Here is a 16424-nt window from a genome sequence, read left to right as displayed (position 1 = left end):
CTCTGTTGTCGTGAACGTGACTGTATTGGTTGGCGGCGTCGGCGGGGCCCGTTTCCTTCAAGGTGTTCAAAACGCGCTCGGAATCGCCGGTGGTGAATCCCTCGAGAAATACGAAGGCCCACATCGCATCACGGCCGTCGTCAACGTCGGGGACGACGTGTGGATGCACGGTCTGCGCATCTGCCCCGATCTGGACACTTGTATGTACACACTCGGCGGCGGTATCGACACCGAACGCGGGTGGGGGCACGCCGGCGAAACCTGGAATGCGAAAGAAGAACTCGCCGCGTACGGCGCGAAGCCGGACTGGTTCGGCCTCGGAGATCGCGATATCGCAACGCATTTGATTCGCAGCCAGATGCTCCGCACGGGATATCCGTTGTCCGCGATCACCGAAGCGTTGTGCAATCGCTGGAATCCCGGTGTCGCACTGCTTCCCGTGAGCGACGACCGCAGCGAAACACACGTCGTGATCACCGATCCGGAAGACGGTGAGCAGAAGGCGATTCATTTCCAGGAGTGGTGGGTACGCCATCGGGCACAGGTGGAAACGCACAGCTTCGCTCACGTCGGCGCCGAGCAGGCCAAGCCTGCGCCAGGGGTAGTCGAGGCGATCGACGGTGCCGACATCGTGCTGATCGCACCGTCCAATCCCGTCGTGAGCGTCGGCGCGATCCTCGCGGTGCCCGGCATTCGCGGTGCCCTGCGAACAACCGCGGCCAAGGTTGTCGGCCTCTCCCCCGTCATCGGCGGAAAACCGTTGCGCGGCATGGCTGACGAGTGCCTCGAGGTGATCGGGGTCGAGACGACTTCGGAGGCGATCGGTCGCCACTACGGAGCTCGTTCGATCAACGGTATTCTCGACGGCTGGCTCGTCGACGAAGGTGACACGGCCGACATCGACGGGGTGGACGTGCGAAGCATCCCACTTTTGATGACGTCCCCCGAAGAGACCGCGAAAATGGTTCGCACGGCTTTCGAGATCGCCGGAGTCGAACTGTGACCGAGCCCGGAACCGAAGCAAGCCGCGACAGAAATCACTCTCCCGGTGATCACTCCCCCGGCGCCGCAATCGAAGTCATTCCCGTGCTCGGGCTTCCCGAGTTCCGGCCCGGAGACGACTTGGCCACCGCTGTCGTCGACGCGACGCCGTGGCTCGAGAGCGGCGACGTCGTTGTGGTCACGAGCAAGGTGTTCTCCAAAGTCGAGGGTCGCATCGTTTCCTCACCGACCGATCCGGAAGAGCGCGACGCGGCACGACGCCTCCTGGTGGATCAGGAAGCCGTCCGCGTCGTGGCACGCAAGGGCCGCACTCTGATCACCGAGAACAAACTCGGAATCGTGCAGGCCGCATCGGGCATCGACGGCTCCAACGTCGACGGTGCCGAATTGGCGCTACTCCCCGTGGATCCGGATGCGAGCGCTGCGGGTCTGCGCGCCCGAATTCTCGAGAGCACGGGCAAGTCCGTCGCCGTCGTCGTCACCGACACGATGGGTCGTGCGTGGCGCAACGGGCAGACCGACGCCGCAATCGGTTCCTCCGGCATTCCGGTCCTGCACGGCTACCTCGGAGCACAGGACAGTCAGGGCAACGATCTGATCGTCACCGAGATCGCGATCGCGGACGAAATCGCCGCTGCGGGCGACTTGGTCAAGGGCAAGCTAGGCGGCGTTCCCGTCGCCGTCGTTCGTGGGCTTCGGTTCGAGGACGACGGTTCGAGTGGCCAGGATCTGATTCGCCGCGGCCCGGACGATCTGTTCTGGCTGGGCACCGAGGAAGCTACGGCGATGGGCCGTGGCCAGGCGCTGCTGTTGCGTCGATCGGTTCGACAGTTCGCAAGTGATCCCGTCGACGCGGAGATCATTCGCAGCTCGATCGCCGAGGCACTCACCGCTCCCGCACCGCACCGCACGAGACCGGTTCGATTCGTGTGGCTACGCACGGAGTCGGTCCGCACGGCTCTTCTCGAGCAGATGCGCGAGAAGTGGGCCGCCGATCTTCGCGCCGACGGTCGCAGTGACGAATCCGTCGAGGCCCGGGTTGCCCGCGGAAACATCCTGTTCGACGCCCCCGAGGTCGTCATTCCCTTCTGCGTGCCCGATGGCGCACACAGTTATCCGGATGCCGGACGAACCGCGGCGGAGTCGACGATGTTCACGGTCGCCGCCGGCGCGGCAGTGCAGGGACTGCTGGTCTCGTTGGCCACCCGCGGCGTGGGAAGCTGCTGGATCGGATCGACGATCTTCGCCGCCGATCTCGTACGCGAACAACTCGATCTCCCGGCGGATTGGCAGCCACTCGGTGCCATCGCAATCGGGCACCCCCTCGAACCACTGACTCCGCGCTCTGTCTCCGCCCCCGGGGACGCGTTGGTGGAGCTGTAGGTCCATGTCAGCCGAATCGCTGCACGCCTCCGCCAAGGGCGTCCTGGAGGGCTGGGAGACGTCCTCCGAAGCGGACGAATCATTGCGGCACACGATGCTCGCGTTCCTCGATTCGGCTCCGGACGGCTGCCTTCGTCGCCACGCACCGGGACACATCACCGCGTCGTCTCTCGTTCTCGACGAGAGTGGCTGCCACGTCTTGCTGACCCTGCATCCCAAGGTGGGCAGGTGGATTCAGCTCGGCGGCCACTGCGAGCCCGACGACGAGACGGTGGTAGATGCGGCATTGCGGGAAGCTCGCGAGGAGTCCGGAATTCACGACGTTCGGATAGACGCGGACCTACTCTCCGCCCACACGCATCCGATCACGTGCTCACTCGGAGTACCGACTCGCCATCTCGATCTACGGTTTCTTGTTGTGGCGCCGGACAATTCACATATCGTCCGCAGCGCAGAGTCCACCGACCTCAGATGGTGGCCGGTGGACGCGCTCCCACCTACAGCGGAACGCGAGACCATCGACCACCTGGTCGCGCTCGCCCGTCAGCGCAAGAATCAGGACTGAATCGGAGAAAGCTGGGGCTGCTTGGCGCTCACGCCGTCGCCCGAAGATGTTCCCTTCACGCGCCGAGCTACCCACGGCACCAAGAACTCTCGCGCCCATTGACGATCCTCGCGACGAGTTTCGGCTTTCGTGAGAACCGGCGCAGGCCCGAGATCGGGCGGGGTCAATCCGTGTTCGACGCCGAGCACGTCGAGCACACGCGTCGCCATGTTCTCGTGCCCGGAGGGCGACATGTGGAGGCGATCCCAGTCCCACATCCGAAGGTCCTGATATTCGGAGAATCGCCAGAAGTCGACGAGGGTCGCGTCGTGGCGGTCGGCCACCTCGCGAACAAGCTCGTTGTAGATCGCCAGACGTCCGCGGAGCTTGCCGAAGAAGGCGGACCATCCGGTGTCGTACGCGGTGAACATCAGAACCCGAGCGCCGGATGCAGTGAGCTGACCGATTGCCGAATCGTAGCGGGCGACCATCGCATCGATGTCGAGCTTCGGACGCATCATGTCGTTTCCGCCGGCGTAGATGGTCACCAGATCGGGCTTCAACGCCAGAGCGGGTTCCAACTGCTCGTCGATGATCGGTCCGAGTAGGCGACCACGAATCGCCAGGTTGGCGTAGCGGAAGTCGGGATTGTTCACCGCCAGCTGCTCGGCCACTCGGTCTGCCCACCCGCGCAGACCGTTGGGGAATCGTTCGTCGGCGTCGCCGACGCCCTCGGTGAACGAGTCACCGAGGGCAACGTAACGGCTCGGAAGAGAAGTCATACCCGCCAGTATTCCAGTAGGTCAGCTAACGATCACACATCTGTGCTGAAGCGCACGCCACCGTCCGGCAGCGTCACCCCCGGCCACACGCGTGCGCCGCGCAACAATTCACACCGCGCACCGATGTCCGCGCCGTCGCCGATGACAGCGTCGCGGACCAGCGCTCGGGGTCCGATACGGACGCCGAATCCGAGGATCGATCGTTCGACCACCGCGCCGGCTTCCACGACGGCGCCGTCGAAGAGAATTGCACCGTCGAGGCGAGCGCCTGCGCCGACTTCTGCGCCCCGACCGACAACCGTGCCGCCGATCAGGACAGCGCCCGGCGCGATTCCGGCTCCGGGGTGAACCAGCGACTCGCCGCGCGGACCTTCGAGAGCCGGCGAAGGTGCGATACCTCGCACCAGGTCGGCGGAACCGCGAACGAAGTCCTCGGGGGTTCCCATGTCACGCCAGTACGACGAGTCGACGTGACCGAACACCCGCTTGCCCTCGGCCAGCAGATTCGGGAACACCTCGCGCTCGACCGATACCGGTCGTCCTTCGGGGATCTGTTCGATGATTTCGCGCTTGAAGACGTAGCAGCCGGCGTTGATCTGATCCGTCGGCGGATCCTGGGTCTTCTCCAGGAATGCCGAGACTCGTCCGTCCTCGTCGGTCGGAACACAACCGAATGCTCGCGGGTCTCCCACACGAACCAGATGCAGGGTCACGTCGGCGTCCGTCTTCTCGTGGGTCTCGAGAATGCCGTTCAGATCGGTGCCACCGAGCACGTCGCCGTTGAACACCATGACGTTGTCACCGCGCAACTTCGGCAGCACGTTGCGGATTCCGCCACCGGTGCCCAGCGGTTCGGTCTCGAAGACGTAGTCGATCTCGAGGCCCATCTTGGAGCCGTCGCCGAAGTAGTCCTCGAATACCTCTGCCTTGAAGGACGTTCCGAGCACGACGTGCTTGATTCCGGCTGCCTCGATGCGGGCGAGCAGGTGCGTCAGGAACGGAAGGCCGGCTGTCGGAAGCATCGGCTTGGGCGCCGACAGCGTCAACGGACGCAGCCGAGTGCCCTTGCCGCCTACCAGGATTACGGCGTCGGTCGGATTCGGATCGGACATCATTTTCCCCCGTGGTTCGAAACTGATGGGTTGTCGGTCGAGTTGTCGGTGCGAGCGCGCTCGCGAACTGCAGAAGCTACGGCGATCTTGGATCGCACCGCGAGGCCACCGCGCAAGGCAAGTCGTAGCGGAGCCTGCCACCAGTGCGGATGGCGATCAGCCTGGAACTGGTACGCACTGCGATGATGGGCAGGCAACATCAGTTCCGGATGACGTCCTGCCGCATGGCCTTTGGCATGGGTGACGACGGCCGAGGGGACGAATACGTTGAGCCACCCGGCTTTTCCGAGGCGGTCACCGAAGTCCACGTCCTCCATGTACATGAAGTAACGAGAGTCGAAACCGGAGATGGTGTCGAAGGCGTCGCGTCGCACCAGCAGGCACGACCCGGAAAGCCACCCCACTGCACGCTCGGTGACGGCCTCGTTCTCCTGACGGTAACGAGCAGTCCACGGGTTCTTCGGCCATACGGTACCGAGCAACGCGTGCCCGACGCCCGAGGTGATGTCGGGCACCGTTCGCGCCGACGGATAGACACTGCCGTCCGGTTCGAGGACCTTCGGCCCCAGTGCACCGGCCCTTGGCCACCGATTTGCCGCAGCCACCAATTCGTCGAGTGAACCGGGTGCCCATTGGACGTCCGGGTTGGAAATCACGACGAATTCGATCGACGAATCGATCTCCGCTACAGCCCGATTTATCGCTCCCCCGTACCCGATGTTTCCGCCGGTTTGAAGCAGACGGACATGCTCGTACTTGGCATCGGCGGCCTCGGGGGCACCATCGGTCGACCCATTGTCGGCCATGATGACCTGGGGTTTTTCTGTCGTCGCCACAGCGAGCGTGCTCAAGAAATTCTCGAGATGCTCGCCTGGCGAGTAGGTCACCGTTACCACGGCCAGCTTGGGACTCACGCCGGTCAGCCTAGCCGTCCGCGGCCACTGCCCCGAACAATGCTCACGCCAGAGCGGCGTGCAGAGCCTCTCGCCACGGACGCAGCGGCGTCATTCCCGCGGTAACCCACGCGCGCTCGGACAAGACCGAATATGCCGGGCGAGAGGCAGGGCGTACGAACTCCGCACTACTGCACGGGCGCACCCGAGCAGGGTCTGCTCCGATCTCCTCGAAAACAGCTCGCGCCAACTCGTACCAACTTGCTTGCCCGCCGTTGGTCACGTGGAATGTCGACGCACCCGTGAAGTCCAGCAGCGCGAGTTCGACGATGCCGCCGGCCAGATCGACGCTGTACGTGGGTGACCCGATCTGGTCGTCCACGACGTTCACGAATTCGCGTTCGGCTTCGAGCCTTCTCATCGTGGCGACAAAATCCGTGCCGACACCGGAGTACACCCACGCGGTGCGGACAACGGCCGCGTCAGCCCCCGACTCTCGAACAGCGATCTCGCCGTCCAGTTTGGTTCGGCCGTAGACCGTCGCGGGACCGGTCGGTGCATCGACGTCGTATGGCGAGCTTGCATCGCCCGGAAAGACGTAGTCCGTCGAAACGTGGATCAACCGCGAACCCACCCGCGCACAGGCTTGCGCGAGATTCCGCGGTCCGATCTCGTTGACCGCCCTCGCCGCCTCCTGGTCGGTCTCGGCAGCATCGACGGCCGTGTACGCAGCGCAGTTGATCAGCACCGAACCAGGCGAGACGAAGTCGTCGACCGCGCGGCTGTCGGTGATGTCGAGCTCGCGGGAACCGACGGCCGTCACAGTGTGACCCGCCGACGTTGCGAGAGCATCGATACGTGTTCCGAGCTGCCCTCGGGCGCCGGTGAGCAGGATATTCGTCACACGGTTGAGTCTGGCACGCCGCGTCGAGGTACCCGCGGCCGAGCATCGGACCAGTAACCTGAAGGGGTGTCCCACCAGCAACCGCAGCGCCGCGCGCGTCCACGACCTGCGCCGATTCGGACCAAGACGAGCCCGGCTCGCATAGCGGTCGCGGTGCTGTCCGTGCTCGTACTGCTGGTCACCGGGTTCGCGTGGCGGGGTGTGGACTCGTTGAGAAACAGCCTTGCCACTGCCAGCGGACTCGGCCTCGGTGGCGGCAAGGACGGCGCCATCGACATTCTGATGGTGGGAACGGACAGTCGAACGGACGCGCACGGCAACCCGCTCTCACAAAGCGAGCTCGACTCGTTGCGCGCAGGTGAGGAAGTTGCGTCCAATACCGACACCATCATCTTGATCCGCGTCCCCAACGACGGGAGTTCCGCGACCGCGATCTCGATTCCCCGCGACGCGTACGTCAACGTCCCGGGTATCGGTATGTCGAAGATCAACGCCGCGTTCGGTGCCACCAAGGAAACCGAACGGCTGAAGTTGGTCAACAACGGGTCGTCCGACAGCGACGCAGACAAGAAGTCGACGGAAGCCGGCCGGACCGCGCTCATCGGAGCGGTGGCGAATCTGACCGGCATCACCGTCGATCACTACGCCGAAGTCGGACTACTCGGATTCGTCCTGCTGACCAACGCAGTGGGCGGAGTCGACGTGTGCCTCAACGCGCCGGTAGACGAACCGATGTCCGGAGCCAATTTCGCGGCCGGGAAACAGACACTCGACGGTGCCGACGCGCTGAGCTTCGTGCGACAACGACACGATCTTCCTCGCGGCGACCTGGACCGGATCGTTCGCCAGCAGGTGTTCATGGCTTCTCTCGTCAGCAAGGTACTCAGCGCAAAAACCCTCAGTGACCCCGGCAAGCTCAGTCAGCTGACCTCGGCTGTCCAGCGTTCCGTCGTGATCGACGACGACTGGGACATCATCGAGTTCGCCAAGCAGTTGCAGAATCTGGCCGGCGGCAAGGTGCAATTCGAGACAATTCCCGTTCTCGACATCAACGGCATGACCGATTACGGCGAGTCCATCGTCAAGGTCGATCCCAAGGCCGTCAAGAAGTACATCGCGGGATTGGTCGGCGCCGACAGCGAGGACTCGGAGGAGACCTCCGAAGCACCGACCACGGTGAATGCGTCCTCGATCACGGTCGACGTCGCAAACGCCAGTGACATCGCAGGGTTGGCCAGCGGGGTTTCCGAAGCGTTGAGTGCCCTCGGATACAAGCAGGGTCAGGTCGGCAACAACACCGGCTCCGACGTCACCGAATCTACGGTGTTCGCAAAGTCCGCGGACGACGACGCAGCACTCGCGGTGGCCGAGGCACTCGGCGGTCTGACGGTCAAGGCGGATTCGTCATTGTCCTCGGGCAAGGTTCGGGTTGTCATTGCCGAGGACTACAGCGGCCCGCAGTCCGCGGACGCGGTATCCCCGCCCGAAGGAGCGACAAGCACGACTGAATCGTCGAGCACCACCGAGACCAGCCCCACTCCCGCCCCTCCCGGCCCGCCGATCGACGCGGCCTCCAACGGCCCGCGCTGTGTCAACTGAAAAATTGTGTGAACTGAACGGCTGCGTAAGCTGACGACGTGCCTTCGCCTGTAGACAACCTGACCGACGCCCTCCTCGGACCGATCCTGGCTGCCGACCCGGCCGGCCCTCGCGTGACCTACTACGACGACGCCACCGGCGAGCGCATCGAATTGTCTGCGAGCACTCTGGCCAACTGGGCGGCAAAGACAGCGAATATGGTCCGCGACGAGTTCGCTCTCGAGCCGGGCGGCAAAGTTGCCGTGCTGCTTCCCGCGCACTGGCAGAGCGTCGCCGTCTTGCTGGGTGTGTGGTGGGCAGGCGGTGAGGTGGTCCTCTCCCCCGACGCCGACGCCGAACTGGCTTTCGTCACTGCCGACCGACTGGACGATGTTGCGGACGTACCGGAGGTAGCCGCACTCTCACTCGACGCGTTCGGCAAAGGTTTGAGCGATCTTCCGCTCGGCGTCGCCGACTACGCAACCTCCATCCGTGTGCACGGCGACCAGTTCCGTAGCGCCGGAGCCGGTTCGGCGCTCGAAGGCCGGTCCGTAGCGGACACGATCGACGCGGCACGGGCATCGGCGAAGAACGTCGAATTGGTGTCGACGGATCGTGTCCTCTCCAGTCGCACGTGGGACACGGCAGACGAATTGATCGACGGGCTTCTGGCAGTTCTCGCCGCGGGCGCCTCACTCGTGCAGGTGGCCCACCCGGACGCGGAAGCTACCGCGCGCCGAGTGGGCACCGAGAAGGTCACGAAACAGTTCTGACCGCTAGCTCGCGAGAGCTGTCACCGGTGACACCAGCCCCGCCCGCCTAGCGGGGAGCAGTGACGCGATCACACCGCAGATTCCGCCGATCAACACGATGGCTACCAACTGCACCCACGGCACTGCGCTGAGGGCGACGTCCTCGATCCCGAATACCGATGCGGTACCGGCTACACCGAACACCATCCCGAACAGCACTCCGATCACCGATGCGACTCCTGCCACGAGCAGCGCTTCCCAGATCAACATGGCTCGAATTCCCTTCTTGGTCAGTCCGAGTGCGCGAAGCAGTCCGGATTCGCGGCGCCGTTCGAGAACGGACAGTGCCATGGTGTTTCCGACGCCGATCAAAGCAATCAACACCGCTACCGACAGCAATCCGGCAACCACCATGAGCATGGTGTCGAGGATCGAATCGAGAGCTGAACGCATCTCGGTCATGCCCTGAACATCGCTGCCCGGCGCTTCCTGGCGTGCCAGTTCCGTGATGCGGTCGGTGGCGGCCAAAGCCTGTTCGTCAGTATCCGTCCCCAGCCTTACCCAGTACGAATCGGTGGTCGGCGCGGTGGCCGCTGCACCGAGATCGCCTCGATCCAGTAGTGCTGGTTGACCTTTCACGCCCTCGACCACGCTGACGTTCACGACGCCGCGATCCCCACGCACCGTCGCCGTATCGCCCGCCGAAAGCTTGTATTCGGTCAGGTCAGCGGGCGAGAGCACCAACTGACCGGCCGCGGGTACCGAGATCTCGGTACGCAGAACATCTTTCACCCGCGCAGCGTCGACGCCGAATCCGGCCAACGAACCGCGCCCGTCGATCGTCAGTTCGGCCTTGTCCAGACCGCTCACCGCGCCGACACCGTTGACCGCGGCGATGTCTGTGCCCAACCCTGCGGGAAGCGGTGCCGAACCTGAACTGCTCACCATGACGTCGACGGGGAATTGACTGTCCATCGCCGCGGGTGCGGCTTCCTTGACCGTCGCGATTCCCACGACGAGCGTGCTCGTCAAGGCCACACCGATCAACAATGCGGTGGCTGTCGCCGAGGTGCGGCGTGGGTTCCGACCGGCGTTGCCTGCTGCCAGGCTTCCCACCGGACCGATCAGTCTGGCCAACACTCCGCCGGCCGCATTGATCAGTGCAGGCACGATTCGACCGGACAGTGCCGCGATCCCCAGGAACGAGAACAGTCCACCGGCGGTTGCGGCCGGCACCTGCTGATTCGTCACTCCCAGGACGGTCATCGCGATGCCCGCGAGCAGGATCACGACGCCGAGAACCCGGCGCACCACCGATACCTGAACGCTCTCGGGCTTGGACTCCATCGGCTGCAGTGCTGCCAGCGGGGAGAGCCTCGTTGCCGCCCGCCCGGGCGCAGATGCAGCGAGCATCGTCATCACGATGCCGACGGCAAGACCGACGAGCACGGTCACCGGGGTGACGCTCAGTGACGAAAGAGGAACCGGCACATCTGCGGCCGTTGCTACGCGACCGATTGCCCAGGCAAGTCCGACACCGAGTCCGACGCCGATCACCGAGGCGATCACGCCGACCGCCGCGGCTTCACTGCGAATGCTCCGGCGAACCTGTTTGGCCGTGGCGCCGACGCATCGCAGCAACGCAAGTTCCTGAGTGCGCGCCGCGAGCAGCACGGCAAATGTATTGGCGATCACCAGCGCGGCAACAACAACGGCGATGGCGCCGAAGGCGAGCAACACCGTGCTGAGGATCTTGGTGCCGCCCATGTATTCGGCTGCGGCGTTGTCTGTGGCTTCTTCGCCGGTCAGCACGGTGGAGTCCGCGGGCAACGCGCTCGCGATCGAATCCACGAGTTGTTGCTGAGAGCGTGAACCGTCACCGGCGACACGGAACTCACGTTCGGCACTGTCACCGGCCCACGCGCTCACCTGCTCGGCGGTGGTGAATATCTTGATCCCGCCCAGTCGTTGCGCCGAACCGGAGAGGTCGACCAGTCCGACTACCTCCGCGGTGGGTGCGGCGGCACCGACCGTCGAATCCCGTGCCGTGACTGTGATTCGGGCACCGATCGGTATCCCGGAGTCCGCGCTCACCAACACCTGCCCCAGACCGGCCGGAATCGATCCCTCCGACACCTTCTCCCAACGCAATTCGGGATTGTCGGCAATCGAGAGCGCATCCCCGTAGGACGCGCCCTTTGCCTCGGAGTCGACACGAACATAGGTCGACACGTCGTCGGCCACCGCCGAGACGCCCGGCACCGCGCTCAGCAGTGCTTCTGTCACGCCTGGACCGGACGCGACGACATCTGTGGTTTCGTATTGCGTCGCAAGTGATTTGCTCACACTCGCGTCGACCGTCGAGCTCAAGGTCAAAGTCGCGACGATGTATCCGACGGCGATCACCACCGCGAGTATCGACGCCACATAGCGCCCGGCATGTGCCCGCGCCTGCGCAAAAGCCAGACCTCTCATCGCAGTGCACCCGAAACTGCAGGAACATCGGCCAGGTCGTCGGCACCGAGAGCTCGCATGGCACCGATCACCGAGTCGACGGTGGGATGGTCGATCTCTCCGGCTATACGCCCGTCCGCGATCAACACGACTCGATCCGCGTACGACGCCGCCACCGGATCGTGTGTCACCATCACGACCGTCTGACCGGTCTCCCGGACACTGGTGCGCAAGAGTCCCAGAACCTCTGTCCCGGAACGGGAATCCAGGTTGCCGGTAGGCTCGTCGGCAAAGATCACGTCGGGCTGCGGCAGTAGTGCGCGGGCGACGGCTACGCGTTGCTGCTGACCGCCGGACAATTCGTGCGGCAGGTGGTCGAGGCGCTGCGACAGGCCCAGCTTGCCGATCACCTCGTCCATCCACTCGGGCGAGGGTTCACTACCTGCCAGCTTCATCGGCAGCAGCATGTTCTCCCGAGCAGTGAGCACCGGTAGCAGGTTGAACGCTTGGAAGACGAATCCGATCCGCTCGCGTCGCAGTTCGGTGAGCTCCGTGTCGCCGAGTTTCGTGACTTCGGTGTCGCCCAGGAAAACCTGCCCACCCGAGACCGTGTCGAGTCCGGCCAGGCAGTGCATGAGCGTCGACTTTCCGGAGCCGGACGGGCCCATGATCGCGGTGAACCGCTCGCGACCGAAGTCCACGTCGACTCCGCCGAGCGCGTGAACCGTGGTCTCACCGGTGCCGTACACCTTGGTGACACCGCGGGCAGTGATCGCCGGCACTGCGGCTGGTTCCGTCGTGGTGTGCGCATGCATTCTTTTGCCCTCCGTAAAGCTTCTCGCTATGACGGAATCGACGTTATTGCAGCGCAAGTGGTCTCCGCGTCGGAGCGCGGGGCGATCTTGGAAAGCCCGGTGTCATCCCGGGGTAGGACTGAACAGAGCTGCTCGTCAGCCCTCGGTACCGAGGAGATCCGCGCGCCGGACAAGTCCGATCTGGAAAGCGAAGACGACTGCCTGCACACGATCACGAGAATGCGTCTTTGAAAGAACCCGTCCGACATGGGTTTTCACTGTCGTCTCGGAGACGTGGAATTTCGCAGCGATCTCCGAATTCGACAGCCCGTACGCCATGGCTTCGAGCACCTCGACCTCGCGCGGCGTCAACTCTTCGGGCAACTGCGCTTCGGGCGCCGAGCCTTCCAGGAGTGGCCCGACGTGCTGAAGCAGTCGCCGAGTGGCCCGGGCTTCGATCACCGCGTCCCCGCGGTGCACGGTGCGGATGGCGTCGAGCAACTGCTCCGGTGGCACGTCCTTGAGCAGGAAACCACTGGCGCCCGCCCGGATAGCCGACATCACGTACTCGTCGTTGTCGAAGGTGGTGAGCACCACGACCTTCGGCGCATCGGGGTCGGCCAGGAGCCGACGAGTCGCCTCGATGCCGTCCATCTTCGGCATCTGGACATCCATCAGAACGACGTCGACATGACGGGCGGCCAACTCGGTCAACGCCTGCTGACCGTCCGAAGCCTCGACAACCACCGACAGATCCGGCTGTGAGTCGATGACCATTCGAAAACCTGCGCGGACCAGCTGCTGATCGTCGATCAGTGCCACTGCGATCGGAGCCACGTGTTCGTCCATGCCACTCACCTTAAGACCTTCGGGCGTTTCTAGACCTACCCAGACGTTCGTTCGTACGGCAAGACGGCCCGGACGCTGTATCCGCCGCCTGATTTCGGTCCGGCGGTCACTTTGCCTCCGTGCAGCTTGGCTCGCTCGGCCATTCCGATCAGTCCCTGTCCGCCTGGTGACGATTCGACCAGCGCGGCGCTGCCGCCTCGTCCGTCGTCGGTGATACCGAGAACGAGTTCGGTTTCAGCCCACGTCATCTCGACGCTCGCCTGTGCTCCAGGCCCCGCATGTTTGAGAACGTTCGTCAGCGATTCCTGCACGATGCGATACGCCGTCAACCCCGCACCCGCAGAGAGTTCGCGTGGTTCCCCGGTCACGCTGACGGCGATGTCGAGTCCGCTGCTGCGTAACTCGTGGAAGAGACTGTCGATGTCGCCGGCGCCCGGGATCACCGAGAAATCACGGGGCGTGTCCTCACGCAGGACGGACAGCAGCGATCGCATGTCGGTCAACGCCTGGCGGCCGGTGGAGGCAATTGTTTCGAGTGCCTGAATTGCAGCCTGAGGATCCTTGGCCGCGCTGTAGCGTCCGCCGTCGGCCTGAGCGATGACAACGGTCAACGAATGAGCAACGATGTCGTGCATCTCGCGCGCAATCCTCGAGCGTTCGCTGATCGTCGCGATTTCCGCTTCCTGCGCACGCTCGAGTTCGAGCAACCGTGCGCGCTCGGTCAGGCCTTCCAATTGTTTGGTGCGGACTCGACGCAGGTCACCGAACGCCCAGACCGCGAGCATGAAGATCATGACGGCCACGGACTGCATGACCTGGGAGGACACCGGGATTCCGTCGTAGCCGAAGTATCGAACAGTTCCGGCAATCGAGCCGAGCAACGCGAGCACCAGCCCGGTGAGTGAACTCCACCGAGCGCCGTAAGCGGCCAGCGCGTACAGGGAGATGGGTACGACAACGGCCGATGCGAGCAGTGTGTTGCCGATGAAGATCACGTGTAGAACTGCGAACCCTGCGATCACCATGCCGGAGAGTTCGGGGCGCGAGCGTCGCCACGCCAACGGAACGGTCATACCCAGCGAGATGAACACCGCCAGCGGACTCGCCTCGACCGCAACGACAACGCTGAACAGTGCGGCAACCGTCGCAATGCAGATGTCCACACCGCGAGCATGTTCCGCGCTCCAGCGGACGAAGCGTTCACTAGTCGGAAAACGAGCCATGCCGCCAAGAGTAGCTTTTACTGACGAGCTCTCACTCAGGTGCGGTAACCGCCGTCTTCGAGACCGGCCTCGATTTCGAAGCGGTTCCGCGGCCCGCGATGACGCAGTTCCTCACGCAGGTACAGCAACCCGAATATGATTCCGTACCTGGCCCATTGGTCCGCGTGGACTGCCTCGTGGCGAAGGACGGGTCGCGTCGCGTTTCGCCGCGTGAGATATACACCACCGAGAGTTGTTCCGCCTCTGGCGAACCCGCAGCGCAGTCCGGAGGCGACAAAGATTCCGAACTCGTCGTCGAAGCGGATGTCCGCGCCGAGAATCCTGGCGTACAGCAGGGCGACGCGGGTGACGAACGCGGACTGCGCGCTGCCCCGACTCGCTCGGATCAGCGGCAGCCCGCGTCGTGCACACACGAGAAGATCAGCCCAGCAGTTTTTCGCGGAGCGCCTTGTCCTTGTCGAGCACCATCGACTCGAGGCTCTCCTGGAACGCCACCATCCGCTGCTGCAGTGCGGGATCCGAAGCACCGAGAATCCGAGCAGCCAGCAGACCGGCGTTGCGAGCGCCACCGATCGACACTGTCGCCACCGGGACGCCGGCCGGCATCTGGACGATCGAAAGCAGCGAATCCATACCGTCGAGGTACTTGAGCGGCACCGGAACACCGATGACCGGCAACGGCGTGGCCGAGGCAACCATGCCCGGAAGGTGCGCGGCGCCACCGGCACCGGCGATGACGACCTTGATTCCGCGGCCCGCGGCTTCCCTGGCGTAGTCGAGCATCCGCTGAGGCGTGCGGTGCGCCGAGACGACACCGACCTCGAAGCGGATACCGAACTCGGCCAAAGCTTCGGCGGCAGCTTCCATGGTCGGCCAATCCGAATCGCTGCCCATGATCAGGCCGACCTGCGCGCTCTCACTCACCGTGTACATCCCATCCGTCGGTCCAAACTGCGTACGAAAGCCAATGTGCTGCACGCTCGGCGCGTTCCCGAACTACGGCAACGTAATTCGGATCGTCGATGGATCCGGCGCCGCCCACGATGTTGACGTGACCGATCTTGCGATCCTTGCGCTCACCCTTGCCGTACAGGTGGATCTTCGCGTCGGGCATCCGCGCGAACAGGTGATGGACGCGCTCGTCCATCGTCATCTCGGGCGCTTCCGGCGCACCGAGAACGTTTGCCATCACCGTGACCGGTGCGATCGGCGAGGTGTCGCCGAGCGGGTAGTCGAGAACTGCACGCAGATGCTGTTCGAACTGAGAGGTGCGTGCGCCGTCCATCGTCCAGTGACCGGAGTTGTGCGGGCGCATGGCCAGCTCGTTGACCACGAGAGTGCCGTCAGTCGTCTCGAAGAGTTCGACGGCCATCGAGCCGACAACACCGAGCTCGGACGCGATGCGCAACGCCAATTGTTCGGCTTCCTCGGCAACGGCACTCGAAAGGGCGGGAGCAGGTGCGATCACGACGGCGCACTGGCCGTTGCGCTGAACCGTTTCCACGACCGGCCACGTAGCGCCCTGTCCGAACGGCGACCGCGCCACCATGGCGGACAGTTCCCGACGCATCGAGACCATTTCCTCGACGATCAGCGGAACACCCTTGTCCAGCTGCTCGGTGACGATGGCTTCTGCTTCGTCCTGATCGTCGGTGATCCAGACTCCGCGGCCGTCGTAGCCTCCGCGAGTTGCCTTGATGACAAGCGGCCAACCGTGTTGCGCACCGAAACGCACGACGTCTTCTGCCCACGTCACTTCGGCGTACGCAGGTACGGGCGCGCCCAGTTCGGCAAGTTTGCGACGCATCAGCAGTTTGTCCTGAGCGAAGATCAGAGCCTGCGGCGGCGGCTGAACGTTCACGCCTTCGGCAACAAGAACCTCGAGATGCTCCGTGGGCACGTGCTCGTGGTCGAACGTCAACGCGTTGGAACCGACCGCTGCGCGTCGAAGAGCGTCGAGGTCGGTGTGGCTGCCGAGCACGACGTCGGGGCTGACCTGAGCTGCCGGCTCGTCCGAAGTCCCGGAGAGCACTCGGAGCGTCTGGCCCAGGGCCACCGCCGCCTGGTGAGTCATCCTGGCCAACTGTCCGCCACCGATCATGGTGACGACGGGCATGGATGCTTTTGCCGGTCGAGGGGTGGTCGGGCGGGCGG

At 64.3% G+C, this 16424-nt stretch carries 16 protein-coding genes; 5 read left to right on the top strand and 11 right to left on the bottom strand.

Features of this window, described 5'->3' with window-relative positions:
- Window positions 1-10 precede the first annotated feature (10 nt).
- The 3 genes from cofD to AC1Q6C_RS21160 are packed head-to-tail and all read left to right on the top strand — an operon-like array spanning window position 11 to window position 2950.
- Window positions 11-1003, top strand: coding sequence for a 2-phospho-L-lactate transferase (gene cofD / locus AC1Q6C_RS21170; protein ID WP_003940958.1), 993 nt, complete (start codon window positions 11-13; stop codon window positions 1001-1003).
- Window positions 1000-2385 (top strand): coenzyme F420-0:L-glutamate ligase, encoded by a 1386-nt coding sequence (locus AC1Q6C_RS21165; RefSeq protein ID WP_230359720.1) that lies wholly within the window; start codon window positions 1000-1002, stop codon window positions 2383-2385. The genes cofD and AC1Q6C_RS21165 overlap by 4 nt, the downstream gene beginning before the upstream one ends.
- A gap of 4 nt (window positions 2386-2389) precedes the next feature.
- Window positions 2390-2950, top strand: a complete 561-nt coding sequence (locus tag AC1Q6C_RS21160; RefSeq protein WP_003940680.1) for an NUDIX hydrolase — start codon at window positions 2390-2392, stop codon at window positions 2948-2950.
- Here AC1Q6C_RS21160 and AC1Q6C_RS21155 read toward each other — a convergent pair.
- From AC1Q6C_RS21155 to rfbD, 4 genes are read right to left on the bottom strand one after another with little or no spacing between them, the layout of a single operon-like run.
- Entirely contained in the window at window positions 2941-3711 is a 771-nt protein-coding gene (locus tag AC1Q6C_RS21155; RefSeq protein ID WP_003940765.1) for an SGNH/GDSL hydrolase family protein, read from the bottom strand. The two genes, AC1Q6C_RS21160 and AC1Q6C_RS21155, sit on opposite strands and share 10 nt — an antisense overlap.
- A 32-nt stretch (window positions 3712-3743) precedes the next feature.
- Complete coding sequence (gene manB / locus AC1Q6C_RS21150) at window positions 3744-4826, bottom strand: mannose-1-phosphate guanylyltransferase (protein WP_037125580.1); 1083 nt, start codon at window positions 4824-4826, stop codon at window positions 3744-3746.
- Window positions 4823-5737 (bottom strand): glycosyltransferase family 2 protein, encoded by a 915-nt coding sequence (locus tag AC1Q6C_RS21145; RefSeq protein ID WP_492666763.1) that lies wholly within the window; start codon window positions 5735-5737, stop codon window positions 4823-4825. The genes manB and AC1Q6C_RS21145 overlap by 4 nt, the downstream gene beginning before the upstream one ends.
- 43 nt (window positions 5738-5780) lie before the next feature.
- Window positions 5781-6620, bottom strand: a complete 840-nt coding sequence (gene rfbD, locus AC1Q6C_RS21140) for a dTDP-4-dehydrorhamnose reductase (RefSeq protein ID WP_230359719.1) — start codon at window positions 6618-6620, stop codon at window positions 5781-5783.
- Between the two features lie 66 nt (window positions 6621-6686).
- On the opposite strand from rfbD, the gene AC1Q6C_RS21135 reads away from it, so the two are divergent.
- Window positions 6687-8219 carry an LCP family protein gene (locus tag AC1Q6C_RS21135; RefSeq protein ID WP_269465951.1) on the top strand — a complete coding sequence of 511 codons (1533 nt, stop codon included), beginning with the start codon at window positions 6687-6689 and terminating at the stop codon, window positions 8217-8219.
- A gap of 38 nt (window positions 8220-8257) precedes the next feature.
- Window positions 8258-8971, top strand: a complete 714-nt coding sequence (locus AC1Q6C_RS21130; RefSeq protein ID WP_003940786.1) for a TIGR03089 family protein — start codon at window positions 8258-8260, stop codon at window positions 8969-8971.
- Between the two features lie 3 nt (window positions 8972-8974).
- Here AC1Q6C_RS21130 and AC1Q6C_RS21125 read toward each other — a convergent pair whose 3' ends face one another.
- The 7 genes from AC1Q6C_RS21125 to AC1Q6C_RS21095 form a co-directional block, all read right to left on the bottom strand.
- Window positions 8975-11425 (bottom strand): ABC transporter permease, encoded by a 2451-nt coding sequence (locus tag AC1Q6C_RS21125; RefSeq protein WP_047271709.1) that lies wholly within the window; start codon window positions 11423-11425, stop codon window positions 8975-8977.
- Entirely contained in the window at window positions 11422-12219 is a 798-nt protein-coding gene (locus tag AC1Q6C_RS21120; protein WP_042450120.1) for an ABC transporter ATP-binding protein, read from the bottom strand. Before AC1Q6C_RS21120 ends, AC1Q6C_RS21125 begins: the two co-directional genes overlap by 4 nt.
- Before the next feature lie 135 nt (window positions 12220-12354).
- A complete protein-coding gene (locus AC1Q6C_RS21115) occupies window positions 12355-13047 on the bottom strand; it encodes a response regulator (protein WP_003940960.1) in 693 nt (230 codons plus the stop codon).
- 35 nt (window positions 13048-13082) lie between these two features.
- Window positions 13083-14270: a sensor histidine kinase gene (locus AC1Q6C_RS21110; protein WP_030535022.1), complete on the bottom strand. Its 1188-nt coding sequence runs from the start codon at window positions 14268-14270 to the stop codon at window positions 13083-13085.
- A 35-nt stretch (window positions 14271-14305) separates the two neighbouring features.
- Window positions 14306-14683 (bottom strand): hypothetical protein, encoded by a 378-nt coding sequence (locus AC1Q6C_RS21105; protein ID WP_065352221.1) that lies wholly within the window; start codon window positions 14681-14683, stop codon window positions 14306-14308.
- Between the two features lie 7 nt (window positions 14684-14690).
- Window positions 14691-15203 (bottom strand): 5-(carboxyamino)imidazole ribonucleotide mutase, encoded by a 513-nt coding sequence (purE, locus tag AC1Q6C_RS21100; protein ID WP_030535024.1) that lies wholly within the window; start codon window positions 15201-15203, stop codon window positions 14691-14693.
- On the bottom strand, window positions 15187-16386 hold the full coding sequence (locus tag AC1Q6C_RS21095; RefSeq protein WP_371698842.1) for a 5-(carboxyamino)imidazole ribonucleotide synthase: 1200 nt from the start codon (window positions 16384-16386) through the stop codon (window positions 15187-15189). Before AC1Q6C_RS21095 ends, purE begins: the two co-directional genes overlap by 17 nt.
- Between the last annotated feature and the right edge of the window lie 38 nt (window positions 16387-16424).

This window comes from Rhodococcus sp. MT28 (assembly GCF_058792695.1).
The sequence above is the reverse complement of the archived record's forward strand: the minus strand, read 5'-3'. Positions and strand labels throughout refer to the sequence as shown.